At 72.6% G+C, this 17,561-nt stretch carries 12 protein-coding genes; 5 read left to right on the top strand and 7 right to left on the bottom strand.

The genetic code is table 11. The features are described 5' to 3' along the window. Positions 1-455 precede the first annotated feature (455 nt). From HUT06_RS13550 to hflX, 5 genes are all read right to left on the bottom strand, one after another. Positions 456-2,747: a ComEC/Rec2 family competence protein gene (locus tag HUT06_RS13550; protein ID WP_176196042.1), complete on the bottom strand. Its 2,292-nt coding sequence runs from the start codon at positions 2,745-2,747 to the stop codon at positions 456-458. Continuing rightward, a complete protein-coding gene (locus HUT06_RS13545; protein ID WP_217711300.1) occupies positions 2,744-3,403 on the bottom strand; it encodes a ComEA family DNA-binding protein in 660 nt (219 codons plus the stop codon). Before HUT06_RS13545 ends, HUT06_RS13550 begins: the two co-directional genes overlap by 4 nt. A gap of 69 nt (positions 3,404-3,472) precedes the next feature. Next, entirely contained in the window at positions 3,473-4,324 is an 852-nt protein-coding gene (locus HUT06_RS13540; RefSeq protein WP_176196041.1) for a DegV family protein, read from the bottom strand. Positions 4,325-4,334: 10 nt separating this feature from the next. Further along, positions 4,335-5,549 carry an imidazolonepropionase gene (gene hutI, locus HUT06_RS13535; protein WP_131939124.1) on the bottom strand — a complete coding sequence of 405 codons (1,215 nt, stop codon included), beginning with the start codon at positions 5,547-5,549 and terminating at the stop codon, positions 4,335-4,337. Positions 5,550-5,985: 436 nt separating this feature from the next. Further along, positions 5,986-7,362, bottom strand: a complete 1,377-nt coding sequence (hflX, locus tag HUT06_RS13530) for a GTPase HflX (RefSeq protein ID WP_254715752.1) — start codon at positions 7,360-7,362, stop codon at positions 5,986-5,988. A gap of 294 nt (positions 7,363-7,656) precedes the next feature. Between hflX and aceB the strand changes: the two genes are divergently transcribed. The 5 genes from aceB (at position 7,657) to HUT06_RS13505 (ending at position 14,130) form a co-directional block, all read left to right on the top strand. Next, the gene (aceB, locus tag HUT06_RS13525) at positions 7,657-9,264 is read left to right on the top strand and encodes a malate synthase A (protein WP_176196039.1); all 1,608 of its coding nucleotides are present in this window, start codon (positions 7,657-7,659) and stop codon (positions 9,262-9,264) included. A 101-nt stretch (positions 9,265-9,365) separates the two neighbouring features. Beyond that, complete coding sequence (locus tag HUT06_RS13520; protein WP_176196038.1) at positions 9,366-10,805, top strand: FAD-linked oxidase C-terminal domain-containing protein; 1,440 nt, start codon at positions 9,366-9,368, stop codon at positions 10,803-10,805. Next, positions 10,805-12,001 carry an FAD-binding oxidoreductase gene (locus HUT06_RS13515; RefSeq protein ID WP_176196037.1) on the top strand — a complete coding sequence of 399 codons (1,197 nt, stop codon included), beginning with the start codon at positions 10,805-10,807 and terminating at the stop codon, positions 11,999-12,001. The genes HUT06_RS13520 and HUT06_RS13515 overlap by 1 nt, the downstream gene beginning before the upstream one ends. Beyond that, positions 12,001-13,287 (top strand): (Fe-S)-binding protein, encoded by a 1,287-nt coding sequence (locus HUT06_RS13510; RefSeq protein WP_176196036.1) that lies wholly within the window; start codon positions 12,001-12,003, stop codon positions 13,285-13,287. The genes HUT06_RS13515 and HUT06_RS13510 overlap by 1 nt, the downstream gene beginning before the upstream one ends. A 123-nt stretch (positions 13,288-13,410) precedes the next feature. Beyond that, the gene (locus HUT06_RS13505; RefSeq protein WP_176196035.1) at positions 13,411-14,130 is read left to right on the top strand and encodes a hypothetical protein; all 720 of its coding nucleotides are present in this window, start codon (positions 13,411-13,413) and stop codon (positions 14,128-14,130) included. 16 nt (positions 14,131-14,146) lie between these two features. On the opposite strand, the gene HUT06_RS13500 is transcribed toward HUT06_RS13505, so the two are convergent. After that, positions 14,147-15,811 (bottom strand): ABC transporter family substrate-binding protein, encoded by a 1,665-nt coding sequence (locus HUT06_RS13500; protein ID WP_254715160.1) that lies wholly within the window; start codon positions 15,809-15,811, stop codon positions 14,147-14,149. Then, on the bottom strand, positions 15,808-17,559 hold the full coding sequence (locus HUT06_RS13495; RefSeq protein WP_254715751.1) for an ABC transporter ATP-binding protein: 1,752 nt from the start codon (positions 17,557-17,559) through the stop codon (positions 15,808-15,810). Before HUT06_RS13495 ends, HUT06_RS13500 begins: the two co-directional genes overlap by 4 nt. Positions 17,560-17,561 lie beyond the last annotated feature (2 nt).

The following is a 17,561-nucleotide window of genomic DNA, read 5'->3' as shown; positions in this document are numbered from 1 at the left end:
AACCACCCGCCCCCAAGCTCCGGCCCCGCCCAAGCTCCGAGCACAGCCGGCCCCCGAGCGAGGCCAGGCCCCGGACACGCCCAAACTTCAAACACGCCCAAGCTCCGGACGGGCTGAGCCCCGGACACGCCCAGCCTCCGAGCACAGCCGGCCCCCGAGCAAGACCAAGCCCCGAACACGCCCAAACTTCAAACACGCCCAAGCTCCGGACGGGCTGAGCCCAGAACTCGCCCAGACGCCCGACACGCCCAGCTCCGGACACAGCCAGGCTCCGGGCGAGGCCAGGCCTCGGACACGGCCGAGGTCCGCGCGGGAACGAGGTCCGCGCGGGAACGAGGTCCGCGCGGGAACGAGGTCCGCGCGGGGTCGAGGTCCGCGCGGGTTGGCGTTTCAGGGGCGGCGGGTTGGGGTTTCAGGGGCGGTGGGTTGGGCGTGGGGGCTGGGGCGGGCTCTGGTCAATTGCGGGAGATGGCGGTGACGGTGGTCGCGGTGCGGACGATGGCTATGTCTCCTTCCTGGTCGGTGCGGTGGATCTGGGTGTGGAGGCGGTGGAGGAGGCCCAGGGTCGCCCCGGACGGGTGGCCGTAGTCGTTGTGCTCGCCGACCGAGATCAGGGCGATGGACGCGTGGGCGGCGGCCAGGAAGCCGGGGTCCTGGCTTCGGGAGCCGTGGTGCGGCACCTTCAGGACCTGGACACGGGGGACGCCGGCCTCCAGCGCGCGTTGCGCGTCCACTTCGATGTCGCCGGCCAGGAGGGCGCTGAAGCCCGGTCTTCGGGCGACGAGGACGACGCTGGCGTTGTTGATCACGGTGCCGTCGTCCTTCGGGGAGAGGGTGTGGGCGGAGCTGAGCGGGGCCAGGACCGAGAGGGTCAGGTCGCCGATGCGCCACTGCTGTCCCGGTTCGGCGTGGCGGGTGGTGAGGCCCGTGGTGTAGCGCGCTTCGCGGCCCGGGCTGAGGGGTGTTGTGAGCACCTCGTGGACCCTGCGGCGGTGGCGGACGCCCGGCATGCCGTTGACGTGGTCGGCGTGCGGGTGGGTGAGGATCACGAGCGGGATGTCCTCGATGCCGAGGCGCCGCAGGCAGCGGTCGACGGGGGCGGGTTCTGGGCCGGTGTCCACGATGACTGCCTGGCCGGGGCCGGCGGACAGGACGAGGGCGTCGCCCTGGCCCACGTCGCAGGCGACCATCTGCCAGCCGGGCGGCGGCCAGCCGGGGGCGATGGCGCGGATGGCGACGACCGCGATCAGGACGCCGGTCAGGGCCGCCGCGGCGAGCAGGCGCAGGCGGCGGCCGCGCAGGATCAGGAGCGCGACCGCGCCCGCCGCGAGCAGGGCCAGGGCGCCGAGGCCGCCGCCCGTCCAGGGGATGGTCGCGTACGGGAGCGCCGCGGCGGTGCGGGCGACCCAGATGATCCAGCCGACGGCCAGGCCCGCGGGCCACACGATCAGCCGGGCGAGGGGCACCGAGACGGGCGCGGTCACGGCCGCGAGCGCGCCGAGGAGGGTGGCGGGGGCCACGGCGGGGGCCGCGAGCAGGTTCGCGGCGACGGAGACGACGCCCACCTCGCCGGAGAGCATGACCAGGACGGGCGCCACCGCGACCTCGGCTGCGGCCGTGACCGCGAGGGCGTCGGCGACGGGGCCGGGCAGCCGGCGGGCGAGCCGCTCCCGCCAGGACGGTGCGAGGACCAGCAGCCCGGCCGTCGCGAGGACCGACAGCGCGAAGCCGTACGAGCGCGCGAGTTCGGGGTCGATCAGGACGAGGAGGAGGACGGCCGCGGCCAGCGCGGGGAGCCCGTGGCGCTCCCGGCCGGTGAGCAGCGCGAGCAGGCCGATCACGCCCATGAGCGCCGCCCGCAGGACGCTCGGTTCCGGCCGCGCGACGACGACGAACGCCAGCACCGCGAGGACGGCCACGGGCGGGGCGCGGCGGCGGCCGAGGCCGGCGAGGCGGCACAGCCCGAGGACCGCCCCGGTGACGATCGCCAGGTTCGCGCCGGAGACCACCAGGAGGTGGGTGAGCCCGGCGGTCCGGAACTCCTCGGCCAGCGCGGGGTCGAGGCGGGAGGTGTCGCCGACGACCATCCCGGGCAGCACGCCGCGCCGGTCGGGCGGCAGCCGGTCGACCGCGGCCCGCAGGCGGGCCCGCACGTGCTCGGCGGCGCGCTGCGGTGCGGACGGCGGGCCGAGGACCGACGGCGGCCCCCGGACGATCACGACCGCGGCCAGCAGGCCCGTCCGGTCGGGCGGCGCGAACCGGCCGCGCAGCCGCACCCGCTGGCTGGGGACGAGGCGCAGCCAGCCGGGGTCGCCCGCGATGAGCAGCACCGGAACGCGGACCTTCGTGCGCTCCACCGCCTCCGCCCGCGCCCGGACGATGACCATCCGCCGGCCGTGGCCCGGCTTGGCCTGCGGGTCGCCGGTGACCACCGCCTCGGCCGCCGCGAACCGTCCCGCACGGGCGAGGTCGCGCACGGGACCGGTGGTGACGGCGGTCGTCCGCAGCGCCACCCCGCACGCCGACGCCGCCGCACACGCCAACACGACCCCGACCACGACCCGCCACCCGCCCGCCCCGGGGCGGTTGTGCGGGGCGGCTGGTCGGCGGCGGGTCAGTAGGTAGAGGGAGGTCAGGGCCGCGGTTGCCGCGAGGGTGTAGGTGAGGGGTGGGGGGAAGGAGAGGGTCGTGGCGGCCGTCAGCCAGGTGGCGAGGGCGGGGGCCAGGAGTCTGATGTCGCGGATCATGCGCGGACCTTGGGTTTCAGGTCGGCGAAGCGGCGGGCTCCGATGCCGCTGACCTCCTGGAGTTGCTCGACCGAGCGGAAGCCGCCGTGTTCGGTGCGGTAGGCGACGATGCGCTGGGCGAGGACGGGGCCCACGCCGGGGAGGTCGTCCAGCTGGTCGGCGGTGGCGGTGTTCAGGTCGAGCGGCGCGCCGGACGCCGCGGGGGACGCGGCCGGTTGCGGTGGCCGGGGGACGCCCACCGGGATCTGCTCGCCGTCGACGAGCTTGCGGGCGAGGTTGAGCGTGCCGGTCTCGGCGTCGGCGCGGACGCCGCCGGCCGCCTTGATGGCCTCGGCGACGCGGGACCCGGACGGCAGTGTGATCACGCCGGGGTGCTTGACCTTGCCGAGGACGTGCACGACCACCGAGGAGGCCGCCGCAGGGCGGGCCGAGACGGTGGGGCGGGTGAGCGTGGCGGCCGCCACCGGGGCGGCGGGCTCCCGGGGGCGCGGGCGTGCCAGCCACAGGTAGCCGGCCGCGACCAGGGCCGCGATCACGCCGATGACGACCAGCGTCCGGACGTGGGAGCGTTCGGGGGTCGCGCGCGGCAGCGGTGTGTCGGGCGGTTTCACCTTGCCCATGAGGGCGTGGAGGCGGGCGTGCGCGTCGGGGCTCATGGCAGCCGACGCTAAGGACGGCCGGGCGGTGGCCGCGGCCGGTTCGGTGATTGTGGATAACTCCCGGCGTCAGAGCTGGGGCGCCACGACCACGCCCAGCATGCCGGGGCCGACATGGGCGCCGATGACCGGGCCGACCTCGCCTACGTAGACGTCCTCGACGTGCGGGACGCGTTCGCGCAGGCGGACGGCCAGGGCCTCGGCGCGGGACGCGGCGGAGAGGTGCTGGATGCCCAGGTCGACCCTGCGGTCGCCGGCCTCGGCGACGGCGAGTTCTTCGAGCCGGGCGAGCGCGCGCGAGGAGGTGCGGACCTTCTCCAGCGGCGCTATCCGTCCATCGGCGATGTCCAGGAGGGGCTTCACCATGAGCGCGGAGCCGAGGAGGGTGGCGGCGGCGCCGATGCGGCCGCCGCGCCGCAGGTGTTCGAGGGTGTCGACGTAGATGAGGGAGCGGGTGAGTTCGGCCCGGCGGACGGCGGCGGACGCGGCGGATTCCGGGGTGCCGCCCGACAGGGCCGCGGACGCCGCGGAGAGGGCGGCGAAGCCGAGTCCGAGGCCGATGGTCCCGCTGTCGATGACGGTGACGGGCACGGGGGCGTCGCGGGCCGCGAGGCGGGCGGCCTCCACCGTCCCGGAGAGGGCGGACGACAGGTGCACGGAGACGATGTGGCGGGCGCCGCGGGAGGCGGCGGTCTCGTAGGCGCGGGCGAAGCGTTCCGGGGCCGGGCGCGACGTGGTGATGGGGTGCCATTCCTTCAGCGCCCGCGCGGCGTCGGCGGTGCTGATGTCGGCCTCGTCGCGGGTGGCGCCGCCGACGGCGATCTGCAGCGGGACGACGGTCAGCCCGTGCCGTTCGGCGAGGCCGGGCGGGAGGTAGGCGGTGGAATCCGTGACGACCGCGACCGCGGTGGGTGGCGACACCGAGGGCGCGTCAGGGCTGGACGGGGACGCCGCCGCGCCAGATGCGCAGGGCGCGGAGGCCGAACGCCCACGCGAACGCGCCCTCGTGGTCGGCGTCCCACAGCACGATGTCGGCGAGCATGCCGGGCGCGAGGGAGCCGCGGTCGCCGACGCGCAGGGCGGCGGCTCCGCCGAGGGTGGCGGCGCGCAGGGCCTCGGTCACGCTCAGCCCGAACATGGCGACCGACAGCCCGATGACGAGCGGCATCGAGGTGATGCCGCACTGGCCGGGGTTGTGGTCGGTGCCGAGGGCGACGGTGACGCCGCGGTCGAGCATCTGCCGGACGGGCGCGGGCGCGCGGCTGCTGTTGAGGGAGCTGCCGGGGCAGACGGTGGCGGTGACGCCGGCGTGGGCGAGCGCCTTGATGTCGTCGTCGTTGGCCTGGGTGAGCAGGTCGGCGGACGCGCAGCCGACCTCGGCGGCGACCTGCGCGGCGCCGACGCGCTCGTTGGCGCAGGCGTGCATGCGGGCCTTCAGCCCGGCGCGCTTGCCGGTGAGCAGCAGGGCGCGGGCCTCCTCGGCGGTGAAGTGGCCCTCGTCGCAGTAGACGTCGATCGAGTCGGCGCCGGCCACGGCGGCGTCGCCGGCCCACAGCCGGACGGCCTCGATGTAGTCGCGGCGGCGGCCGAAGAACTCGGGCGGCAGGATGTGCGCGGCGAGGAACGTCGCGTGGATGCGCGGCATGGACGGCTCACCCTCCAGCGACCGCAGCATCCGGATGTCGGCGAGCTCGCCGTCGCGGGTGAGGTGGTAGCCGGTCTTGGCCTCGACGGTGGTGGTGCCGGCGAGGATCCACTGGCGGAGCCGTTCGCGGACGCCGTTGCACAGCGTCCAGGGGTCGGTGCCCCGGGTGACGGTGACCGTGGAGTTGACGCCGCCGCCCGCGGCGGCGATGGCGGAGTGCGACGACCCGCTGGTGCGCATGGCGAGCTCGGCCCACCGGTTGCCCGCGTAGACGGGGTGGGAGTGCGCGTCGATGAGGCCGGGGGTGACGAGGCCGCCGCCGAGGTTCTCGACGTGGTCGACGTCGACGATGTCGTCGATGATGCCGGGGACGCTCTGCGGGAGGTCGGAGGCGGGGCCGGCCCAGACGATGCGGTCGTCGTGGATGAGGACCGCGGCGTTGCTGCAGACGTCGGTGCCCGTCCAGAGCCTGCCGATGTTCGTCAACAGCCGTACGGTCATGGCGTCACCGACCTGGATCGAGCCGTGCGCGCAGCCGCGCGGGATGAAGCGGGCCGCTCGCCCTCGTTCCAGTGTTCGGACCTGCCATGGCCACCTGCTCTCGATCCGAAACACCGGCCGGGCGCCGGCGACTCGCCGATGGAGGGTCGGGTGGCCGGGCGACCACCGCTGGCAACGAGACCGGAGATATCGGTTTCGTCACGGTAGTGCACCGAAGGCCCGTCCGACAACCTCTCGTCGTAGCGCATCGACAGCCATCACCCCGCCCCTAGTGCTAAAGACCGTACGGATTTCAACCGAACCGTCAAGCGGATTGGACAAGCTGTCACCGTTCGGCGACGCGAACGATGCTTCCGCTTGTTCCGGACGGGATCGAAGCCGGTCTCAGAGCACCCGAAAACCCACCGGGCCCGTGGCGGGGCCCGGTGGGCCGAGGTCAGGCCGTCGGGGCCACGGTCTCGTACTGGGAGAGCTCCCCCGCGAGACCGGCGGGCACCCTGGCGTGCAGGACGGTGCCTTCGGCGACGTGCTCCTGCTTGAGCACCTCACCGCGCTCGTGCACCTGCGCGACGAGGTCGCCGCGCTCGTACGGCACGAGGGCGTGGAGCTCGCTCTCCAGCCCCGGGAGGTCGGCCTCGACGACCGCGCGCAGCTCCTCGATGCCGAACCCGGTGCGGGCGGACACGACGACGCTGTGCGGCTCGCGGCGCCGCAGCCGCGCGACCGCGAGGTCGTCGGCGGCGTCCGCCTTGTTGATCACGATGATCTCGGGGATCGCGTCCGCGCCGATCTCGCGCAGCACCTCGCGGACGGCGTCGATCTGCGACTCGGGGTCGGGGTCGGAACCGTCCACGACGTGCAGGATCAGCCCGGCGTCGGTGACCTCCTCCAGCGTCGACCGGAACGCCTCCACCAGCTGGTGCGGCAGGTGCCGGACGAACCCGACGGTGTCGGCGAGGGTGTAGGCGCGGCCGCCGGGCGTCTCGGCCCGCCGGACGGTCGGGTCGAGGGTGGCGAACAGCGCGTCCTCCACCAGCACCCCCGCGCCGGTGAGCCGGTTGAGCAGGGACGACTTGCCGGCGTTGGTGTAGCCGGCGATGGCGACGGCGGGCACCTGGTGGCGACGGCGCTCGCCGCGCTTGGTGTCGCGCGCCTTGCCCATCTCGGCGATCTGCCGGCGCAGCTTGGCCATCCGGGTGCGGATCCGCCGCCGGTCCAGCTCGATCTTGGTCTCGCCGGGGCCGCGGCCGCCGATGCCGACGCCGCCCGCGGCGCGTCCGCCGACCTGCCGGGACAGGTTGCCGCCCCAGCCGCGCAGGCGCGGCAGCAGGTAGTTGAGCTGCGCGAGCTCGACCTGCGCCTTGCCCTCGCGGCTCTTGGCGTGCTGGGCGAAGATGTCCAGGATCAGCGCGGTCCGGTCGATGACCTTGACCTGGACGGTCTCCTCCAGGTGCCGCAGCTGGCTCGGGGCCAGCTCGCCGTCGCAGATGACGGTGTCGGCGCCGGTGGAGATCACGACGTCGCGCAGCTCCGCGGCCTTGCCGGAGCCGATGTAGGTGGCGGCGTCGGGGCGGGACCGGCGCTGGACGAGCCCTTCGAGCACCTGCGAGCCCGCCGTCTCGGCGAGCAGCGCCAGTTCCCGCAGGGAGTTCTCGGCCTGCGCGGCCGTGCCGTCCGTCCAGACGCCCACGAGGACGACCCGCTCCAGCCGCAGGGCGCGGTACTCGACCTCGGTGACGTCGGTCAGCTCGGTGGACAGGCCCGCGACGCGGCGCAGTGCCCGGCGGTCCTCCAGGTCGAGTTCGCCCGTCATGGGCTCGTACTCGACGTCGTCCTGGATCTGAGTCTGGGTCTGGGTCTGGTCTGCAGAGAAAGGTTCAGTCATATGTCCTCGGTAGAACGCCGCCTCGCGGCCGTATCTTCCCGGCGATCGTCTCACGCCCGTCCCCAGAGGTCACCTGCTTATCCCTCTGTTTCCCCCTGGGTTGACGCAAGCGCGCGCGGGGAGGTCTCGCAAGGGATACCCGCTTTGACCGCGGCTCGCACCGCCGAGTACGGTTCTCCACATAACAGAAGTCGAATTTCGCTATACGAAAGGGCAAGGCAGATGGCCGCACTGGAAGGCGTCGAGGTCACCGGACCCCTCGGCGACCGCTACGAGGAGATCCTGACCCCCGAGGCGCTCGGCCTTCTCGCCGCCCTGCAGCGCGCTCTCGGCGCCCGCCGCAAGGAGCTGCTGGAGGCCCGCGCGGAGCGGCAGCGCACGCTGTCGGCGGGCGGCACGCTCGACTTCCTGCCCGAGACCGCGGGCGTCCGCGACGACGACTCCTGGCGCGTCGCCGAGCCCGCGCCCGGCCTGGTGGACCGCCGTGTCGAGATCACCGGCCCCACCGACCGGAAGATGACGATCAACGCGCTCAACTCGGGCGCGAAGGTGTGGCTGGCCGACTTCGAGGACGCCAACACGCCGCTGTGGGACAACATGGTCGAGGGCCAGCTCAACCTGCGGGACGCCCTCGACCGCACCATCGACTTCACCGACGCCAAGTCCGGCAAGAGCTACGCGCTCAAGGCCGACGAGGAGCTCGCGACCATCGTCGTCCGGCCGCGCGGGTGGCACATGGAGGAGAAGCACCTCCTGGTCGACGGCGAGCCCATGTCCGGGTCGCTGTTCGACTTCGGCCTCTACTTCTTCCACTCGGCGCGGCGCCAGCTGGCCAAGGGCAAGGGGCCGTACTACTACCTGCCCAAGATGGAGAGCCACCTGGAGGCGCGGCTCTGGAACGACGCCTTCAACCTCGCGCAGGACCACCTGGACGTCCCGCGCGGCACCATCCGCGCGACCGTGCTGATCGAGACGATCCCGGCCGCGTTCGAGATGGAGGAGATCCTCTACGAGCTGCGCGACCACTCCGCGGGCCTGAACGCCGGCCGCTGGGACTACCTGTTCTCGGTGATCAAGAAGTTCCGGGACCGGGGCGCGGAGTTCGTCCTCCCCGAGCGCAACGCGATCACGATGACCGCACCGTTCATGCGCGCCTACACCGAGCTGCTGGTCCGGACGTGCCACAAGCGCGGCACGCACGCGATCGGCGGCATGGCGGCGTTCATCCCGTCCCGCCGGGACGAGGCGGTCAACAAGGTCGCGCTGGAGAAGGTCCGCGCCGACAAGGCCCGCGAGTCCGGCGACGGCTTCGACGGCTCGTGGGTCGCCCACCCCGACCTCGTCCCCGTCTGCCGCGAGGTGTTCGACGGCGTCCTCGGCGACGAGCCGAACCAGCGCGACCGGCTCCGCGAGGACGTCCGCGTCACCGCCGCCGACCTGCTCAACGTCAAGGACACCCCCGGCGAGATCACCGAGACCGGCCTGCGCAACAACATCGACGTGGCGCTGCGCTACCTCGCCACCTGGCTGGACGGCGCCGGCGCCGTCGCCATCCACAACCTGATGGAGGACGCGGCCACCGCCGAGATCTCCCGCTCCCAGGTGTGGCAGTGGATCTACAACGGCGTCGCCACCGCCGAGGGCCGGAAGATCACCAAGGAGTGGGTCGAGCAGCTCCTGGACGAGGAGCTCGGCAAGATCCGCACCGAGCTGGGGCAGGCGTACAACGAGCCCCGCTACGACCAGGCGGTCGCCCTCTTCAAGGAGGTCACCCTGGCGGACGAGTACTCCGAGTTCCTGACGACCCCCGCCTACCAGCAGTTCCCGTGAGCGCGGGCGGCGCGTGAAGGGAGCCGGGCGGCCCGCGGGCCGTCCGGCTCCGGATCTTGCGGGGGTGTCGGGGGCGGAGGATGGTGGTAAAGGTGGAGTCCATGCTCACGGCGCTCGATTCCCGGCTGGAAGCGCTGCTCGGGGCGGAACGGGTGATCACCGACCCGGTGCGGCTGCGCACGTACGAGTGCGACGGCCTCACCAACCACCGGGCCACGCCCGGGATCGTCGTGCTGCCCGACACGGCCGAGCAGATCGCGGCGATCGTGCGCGAGTGCGCTGCGGCGGGCGTGCCGTACGTGGCGCGCGGGTCCGGGACGGGCCTGTCCGGCGGGGCGCTGCCCCGCACCGACGGCGTGCTGATCGTGACGTCCCGGATGCGCCGCGTTCTGGAGATCGACATCCCCGGGCAGCGGGCCGTGGTGGAGCCCGGCGTGATCAACCTGGACGTGACGCGGGCCGTCCGCCCGTACGGGTACTACTTCGCGCCCGACCCGTCCAGCCAGCAGATCTGCTCGGTCGGCGGCAACGTCGCGGAGAACTCCGGCGGCGCGCACTGCCTGAAGTACGGGTTCACCGCGCACCACGTGCTGGCGTGCGAGGTCGTCACGCCGGACGGCGAGCTGGTGGAGCTGGCGGCGGACGCGCCCGGCTACGACCTGCTCGGGGTGTTCGTCGGGGCGGAGGGCACGCTCGGCATCACCACCAAGATCACGGTGCGGCTGACGCGGGTGCCGGAGACCGTGCAGACGCTGCTGGCGGCGTTCGACTCGATCACGGCGGGCGGCACCGCGGTGTCGGCGATCATCGGCGCGGGCGTGCTGCCGGCGGCGATCGAGATGATGGACGCGCTCGCCATCGAGGCGGCGGAGGCGGCGGTGCGCTGCGAGTACCCGGCGGGCGCCGGGTCGGTGCTGATCGTGGAGCTGGACGGCCCGGACGCCGAGGTCGCGGCCCAGTTCGCCGAGGTGGAGCGGCTGTGCCGGGACGCGGGCGCGTTCGAGATCCGGATCGCCGCCGACGACGCGGAGCGGGCGCTGATCTGGACGGGCCGCAAGTCCGCGTTCGCGGCGGTCGGCCGGATCAGCCCCGCCTACCTCGTCCAGGACGGGGTGATCCCCCGGACGGTGCTGCCGGACGTCCTCGCGAGCATCGACGCGCTGTCGGCGGAGTCGGGCGTGCGGGTCGCGAACGTGTTCCACGCGGGCGACGGCAACCTGCATCCGCTGGTGCTGTTCGACGATTCCGAGCCGGGCGCAGAGGAGCGCGCCGAGGAGGTCTCGGGCGCGATCCTCGACCTGTGCATCGAGCACGGCGGCTCCATCACCGGCGAGCACGGCGTGGGCGTCGACAAGGCCCGCTACATGCCGCGCATGTTCACCGACGCCGACCTGGACACGATGCAGATGGTCCGCTGCGGATTCGACCCGGCGGGCCTGTGCAACCCGGGCAAGGTCTTCCCGACGCCCCGGCTCTGCGGTGAGGTGCCCGGCAAGCGCAAGGGCCCCCACCCGTACGAGGGAAAGGCGGACATCTTCTGATGCGGCCCCTGGACGCCCTGGCGAAGGTCTGCGCCGACGTGCGCCCCGGCGAGCCCGCCGAAGGCGTGCTCGGCGTCGAGCCCGCCCTCGTCGCCGCCCCGAAGGACCTGGCCGAGGCCGCCGACGTCATGCGCGTCGCCGCCGAGAAGGGGCTCGCGGTCGTTCCCCGTGGCGCCGAGACCCGGCTGGACTGGGGGACGCCTCCGGAACGCTGTGATCTGCTGGTCGACACCCACCGGCTGGACAAGCTCGTCGAGCACACGGCCGGCGACCTCGTCGCCAAGGCCGAGGCGGGGCTCCCCATGGAGCGGCTCAACGAGAGCCTCGCCGAGCACGGCCAGCGCCTCGCCCTGGACGTCCCTCTGCCCGGCTCCACGGTCGGCGGGACGATCGCCAGTGGCGCCGCAGGGCCGCTCCGCACGCTGTACGGGACGCCCCGGAGCCTTGTCATCGGGCTGACGGTCGTCCGGGCGGACGGACAGGTCGCACGGTCGGGCGGCAAGGTCGTCAAGAACGTCGCAGGGTACGACCTGGGGCGGCTCTTCTCCGGCTCTTACGGGACCCTGGGCCTGATCGTGGAGGCCACCTTCCGGCTGCATCCGATCCCGGCAGCGTCCGCGTACGTGACGTGCGCCGTGAACGGGCCGGAGGACGCGCATGACGCCGTCCAGAGCGTCCTCCACTGCCCTGTGGCGCCGAGTGCGGTCGAGTACATCGGCCCAGGGACGGTCTCGGTGCTCCTGGAAGGCGTACCTGAGGGCGTCGCCGCGCGCGCTGGGCAGACCGAGCAACTCCTTGGGGAGAACGCCGAGATCTCCGAATCCGCACCGGACGGCTGGGGACGCTACCCGGACGGCACCACCCTCATCGACATCAGCGCACCACCGCCCTCGCTCCGCGACGTCCTCACTCTGCTCGGTCCGGACGCCGCCGCCACATGGAGCGCCAGCGGGAACGGCCACGTCGGTCTGCCTCCGGAGATGGCGCCGGACGAGGTGGCCGACGTCCTGGGGCGGCTGAGGGACGTCCTGTCCCGGCACCGCGGCCACGCCGTCGTCCGCTACGCGCCGGAAGAGGTGCGCGGCGAGATCGACCTGTGGGGGCCGGTTCCGGCGCTCGCTCTGATGCGGCGCGTGAAAGACCAGTTCGACCCGGACCGCAGGCTGTGCCCGGGCCGTTTCGTGGGAGGAATCTGATGAGCGCCCAGGACGATCTCCCCAATCTCCTGAACGACTGCGTCCACTGCGGTTTCTGCCTCCCCACCTGCCCGACCTACGTGCTGTGGGGCGAGGAGATGGACTCCCCCAGGGGCCGCATCCACCTCATGCAGCAGCACCTTGAGGGGGCACCGCTCAACGAGCCGATGGCCGAGCACTTCGACCGGTGCCTCGGATGCATGGCGTGCGTGACGTCCTGCCCGTCCGGCGTCCAGTACGACCGCCTCATCGAGGTCACCCGCACCCAGGTGGAGGACGAGCACCCGCGTCCGCTGAAGGAACGGGCCATCAGGGAGATGGTCTTCCAGCTGTTCCCGTACAAGCGGAGGCTCCGTGCTCTGCGCGGCCCTCTGCGCGCGTACCAGAAGTCGGGTCTGGAGCGCCTCGTCCGGCGGAGCGGCGTCCTGGAGCGCCTTTCGCCGTCCATCGCGGCGATGGAGCGGCTCGCGCCGCCGCTCGGGAAGGCGCCCCGGCTGCCCGAGCGGGTCGCGGCGCGCGGCGGGCGACGCGCCACGGTCGGGATGCTGACCGGGTGCGTGCAGAGCGAGTTCTTCCCCGGCGTCAACGCGGCCACGGCCCGCGTGCTGGCCCTCGAAGGCTGCGACGTCCTCATCCCGCGCGGCCAGGGCTGCTGCGGAGCGCTGTCGCTGCACTCCGGCCGGGCCGAGGAGGCCCGCGCCTTCGCCCGCCGGACGATCGAGACGTTCGAGTCCGTCGACGTCATCGTGGTGAACTCGGCGGGCTGCGGGTCGGCGATGAAGGAGTACCGGACGCTGCTCGCCGGCGAGCCGGCCTGGGCCGCGCGCGCCGAGGCGCTGTCGGACAAGACCCGGGACCTCGCCGAGTACCTCGCGGAACTCGGGCCCCGCGCGGAGCGGCGGCCACTTCCGGTCACCGTCGCCTACCACGACGCCTGCCACCTCGCCCACGCCCAGGGCGTGCGCAGCCAGCCCCGGGCGCTGCTGGCCGCGATCCCCGAGCTGACCGTCAGGGAGATCGCCGAACCGGACATCTGCTGCGGTTCCGCCGGAACCTATAACCTGTTCCAGCCGGAGGCCGCCGGTGAACTCGGCGACCGCAAGGCGGTGAACGTGGACGCCACCGGAGCCGAACTACTGGTCGCCGCCAACCCCGGCTGCTCGATGCAGATCGCCACCGCGCTGCGCCGGCGCGGCGCCGGCATCGCGGTCGCGCACACCGCGCAGGTGCTGGACGCCTCTCTGCGGGGGCTCGGCCGCGACGCCCTCGTCGCGCGCATTTCGTAACCCGCCGGCCTGGAACACCGCCGTTCCGGGCGTCCGGTATCGTGGCCTGCCGCCGTTGCCGACGACAGCTCGACAGGACGCGCTTACTGAGCCTGGAGCAGGCCCGAGGGAGCACGCACCACCATGTCCAACAGCTACCAGCCCTACCGCTCGCACCGCCGCCGCAAGAAGACCGCCGCGGGCCGGCTCGGCCTCGCCGGGGCCGTCACCGGCGCCGTCGGCATCGCCGCGATCGCCGGCGGGATCGTGTTCCTGCGGCCCGGCGGGGACGCCGCCGAGGAGACCGCCCAGCCGACCCTGGCCAGCCAGGGCGACGGCACGCAGCAGGGCTCGGCCGTGCCCGCGCCGAAGGCGGGCCCGCCGGTGAACTTCACGACCCCCGAGGGCTACGGCTACAGTCTCGCCGCCGTCCAGGCCGGGACGGACGCGCAGCCCCTGGGCGCCACCGAGGCGCCGCCGTCCGGGACGACGTACGCCTACGCCGACTACATCCTGACCAACACGCAGCGGCGGCCCGTCCTGCTCGACTACCCCGCCGACCTGTTCATGCCGAAGGCGCAGGTCCCGAAGGCGGCGCAGGAGCGCTGCATGCCGCAGGCCGGCATCCCCGACGACATGTGCACGCTGCCGAACCACAGCAAGATCACCGCCCGGATCGACGGGGCGAAGCCGCCGGTCGACGACAGCGGCAGCATGATGATGCCGGGCGGCGCCTCCTACGTCGTGCGGATCGCCTCCGACCTCCCGGTCGACGAGGGCATCTCCGGCGACGACCTGCGGCTGTACGTGTGGAACGCGCGCTACACCAGCGACCGCAAGGGCATCCAGCTCACCTTCCCGTGACCGTCCGGCATGGGGGTCAGCGGGCGGTGAACCCGATGTCCTGGTAGTCGGGCTCCAGGAAGCCGCACGCCCCCATGTTGGCCAGGTCCGCGCGCGCTGCGACGAGTTGCGGACGCTGGTACAGCGGCAACACCGACGCCTGGCGCCAGATGAGCCGGTCGGTCCTGTTCACGAGGACGTGGACCTTCGCGGGGTCGGTCTCCGCGATCGCCCGGTCCATCGCCGCGTCGATGGCGGCTGTCCCGGTGCGGGAGTAGTTCTGCTGGACGCGGCCGCCGTGCGGCCGAGCGAACACCGCCCTCATGGGTGACACCGGGAACGAGGTGCCCAGCCACGAGAACGGGACGATGTCGAAGTCGCCCTTCGTCACGTGGGCGTCGAGCGCGTCGTCGGCCGGGACGGGCCGGATGTCCACCCGGACACCGATACGTTCGAGCAGCGCGCGCGCCAGTTCCGCTTCGCGCGCGCTGATGGGAACACCGGAAGGCACCACGAAGCGCAGCGCGAGGGTGCGTCCTGCCTTGGCACGGTACTTGCCGTGCTGCCGCCAGCCCGCCTCGTCCAGGAGCCGCCCGGCGTGCGCGGGATCGTAGCCGCCGAGGACGGCCGAGTTGTCCCGGTAGCCGTTCTGGGTGTTGACGTAGAAGTGGTTGCCGAGGGTCTGGACCGGCACCCCGAGGCCGGACAGGTCGGATCGTGCGATGACCTCCCGGTCGATGCCCAGCATGACCGCACGCCGTACGCGCACATCGGACAGGACGGGCGAAGCGGCGTTGAACGTGAAGTGCCGCCAGTCGGGTCCCCCCGCGCGGCGTATGTCGGTACCGGGGACGCCTTGGACGCGTCGCATCGCACTCGCGTCCAGCCCGATGTCCATCAGGTCGATCTCGTGATTGGCGAACGCGCCGGGCATGGCGCTGCTGTCCATGGCGCGGTAGACGATGCGGTCGAGTTTCGCCGGCGGCCCCCACCAGGACGGGTCGCGAGCCACGGTGACGGTCTTGTCGGTGCGGTCGATCCGCTGCACTTTGAACGGGCCTGCGGTGACGGGCAGTGCGTTCGTCCAGCCGGTGTTGAACGCGCGTGGGGTGGAGTAGGCGGCGGCCGGGTAGAGCGGGCTGAACAGGCTCCGCCAGTCGGCGTAGGTCTGGGTGAACGTCACCTTCACGTCGTTTGCGTGCGGGCCCTGCTCGATGCGTTTGATCAGGCGGTAACCGCTGACGGTGGAGACCTCGTAACGCCGGTCGCGTCCGGAAAGCGCACGGGCCTGGGCGACGAAATCGGCGTATCCGATGGGACGGCCGTCAGACCATCTGGCCTGGGGATTGAGCCTGTAGGTGACGGTCTGGCCTCGCCTGGTGCGCTTCAGCGTGGCCGACTCCAGATACTCCGGGACGGGATGAGGAATGGATTTCTCGTCAGCGCGCATTAGATGCGGCAGGACGCCCTGGATGACATGTTCCACCGCGCCCTTGGTGCCGTTGACGTGGTTGAAGTTCCACTGGGACGGGAACTCCGGCAGCGGCCAGCGGAGCGTGCCGCCGTTCACGATCCGGTCGCGCGGGACGGGGTTGACGTCCGCGGCCGGCAACCGCCCGGACGCACCGTCCTGCCCGCCGAGGTCGCCGCAGCCGGTCATGAGCACGATGCCCAGGAGAACTGCGCCGAGTATCCGTTTCACTGCTTGACCTCTGCTCCGGTGAGGGGAAAGTGACAGGCGACCGACCGATCTGGGTCTTGCAAGGGCTCCGGATCCTGTTCATCGCACAAGCGAGCGTCCTGTTCGGCGAGCGTGGCGTAGCAAGGGCACCGGGAACGGAAACGGCATCCAGTGAGCGGTGACATCGGGTCCGATGTGTCTCCGTGCAGAGGGTCGTGTCGTAGCAGTGCGCGCGTGTAGGGGTGAGCCGGCGCGTCGTACACCTTGCGAGTCGGCCCCAGCTCGACGATGCGGCCCATGTACATGACGGCGACCCGGTCGGCGATGCGGTGGACGACGGCCAGATCGTGGGCGACGAGCAGGTACGCCAGGCCAAGGCGGTCGCGGAGGCTTTCCAGCAGAGCCATGACGCTCGCCTGCACAGGCGCGTCCAGGGCCGACACAGGCTCGTCCAAGAGCAGCAGGCGCGGTTCCAGAGCCAGTGCCCGCGCGATGCTCACACGCTGCTTCTGTCCGCCAGAGAGTGTGTGGGGATAGCGCCGTATGGTGTTGGCCTTCAAGCCCACCAGCTCCAGCAGCTCCTCCACGCGGCTTCCGATCCCGGACGACGGGAATCCGTGCGTGATCAGAGGCTCGGCGATGATGTCGGCGATGCGCATCCGAGGATTGAGCGACGCGGCCGGATCCTGGAACACGACCTGGACGTCCCGTCGCAGTGCCTTCCGCCGGGCGGCGCTCAGCGACGCCGTGTCCTGGCCGAGGACGACCACACGGCCGTCCTGCGGCCGTGCCAGCCGCAGGATCTCCCTCAAGGTCGTGGTCTTACCGCACCCCGACTCCCCCACGAGCGCGAGGGTCTCGCCCTCCCGAACGTCGAGGCCGATGCCGTCCACCGCGCGCACACTGCCGACCCTCCGCCGCACCAGCGTCCCCTTGAAGACGGGGTAGTGCCGGACGAGGCCGTCCACGCGCAACACAACAGGACGCTCAGGCCGAGACTGCTCCACAGCCTTGCCCTCCACGCGCGGGATGGACCGCAGCAACTCGATCGTGTAGGCCGCACGCGGTGCCCGGTAGATCTGCTCCACTGGCCCGGACTCGACGATCCGCCCCTCACGCATCACCATCACGCGATCGGCGAAGTCCTCGACGAGCCGCAGGTCATGTGTGATCAGCACGAGCGCGGCACCGGTCGTGTCCTTCGCGGTCCGGAGGACGTCCAAGACCTGTGCCTGGACGGTCACGTCCAGGCCGGCCGTCGGCTCGTCCGCCAGGATCACTCCAGGACTGTTCGCGATGGCCATGGCGATCATCACTCGGCGCCGCATTCCGCCGGAGAACTCGTGCGGGTACGCACGCGCCCGCCCTGCGGCGATTCCCACCACATCCAGCAGTTCCACCGCCCGCGCACGCGCCGCCGCCCGCGTGACCTTCACATGGGCACGCACCGCCTCGGTGACCTGATCGCCCACGGTGCGGACGGGCGTGAGCGCCGCCTCCTGGAACACCATCGCCAGGTCCTTGCCGCGCACCCGGCACAACTCGGCGTCAGACCGCCCGATCAATTCCTCACCGCGCAGCCGCACGGACCCCGTGACCTCGGCGCCCTCCGGAAGAAGCCCCATCGCGGCGAGAGCGAGCGCGGTCTTGCCCGCCCCCGACTCACCGACGACCGCGAGGACCTCCCCCGCCTGAACCGCGAAGTCCACCTCGCGTACGGCGCGCACGCCGCCTGGAAGATCGACCGTCAGGCCGGTGACGCGCAGCACCG

The organism is Actinomadura sp. NAK00032, assembly GCF_013364275.1.
Taxonomy (GTDB): domain Bacteria; phylum Actinomycetota; class Actinomycetes; order Streptosporangiales; family Streptosporangiaceae; genus Spirillospora.
This window is presented reverse-complemented; position numbering and strand designations above follow the sequence as displayed.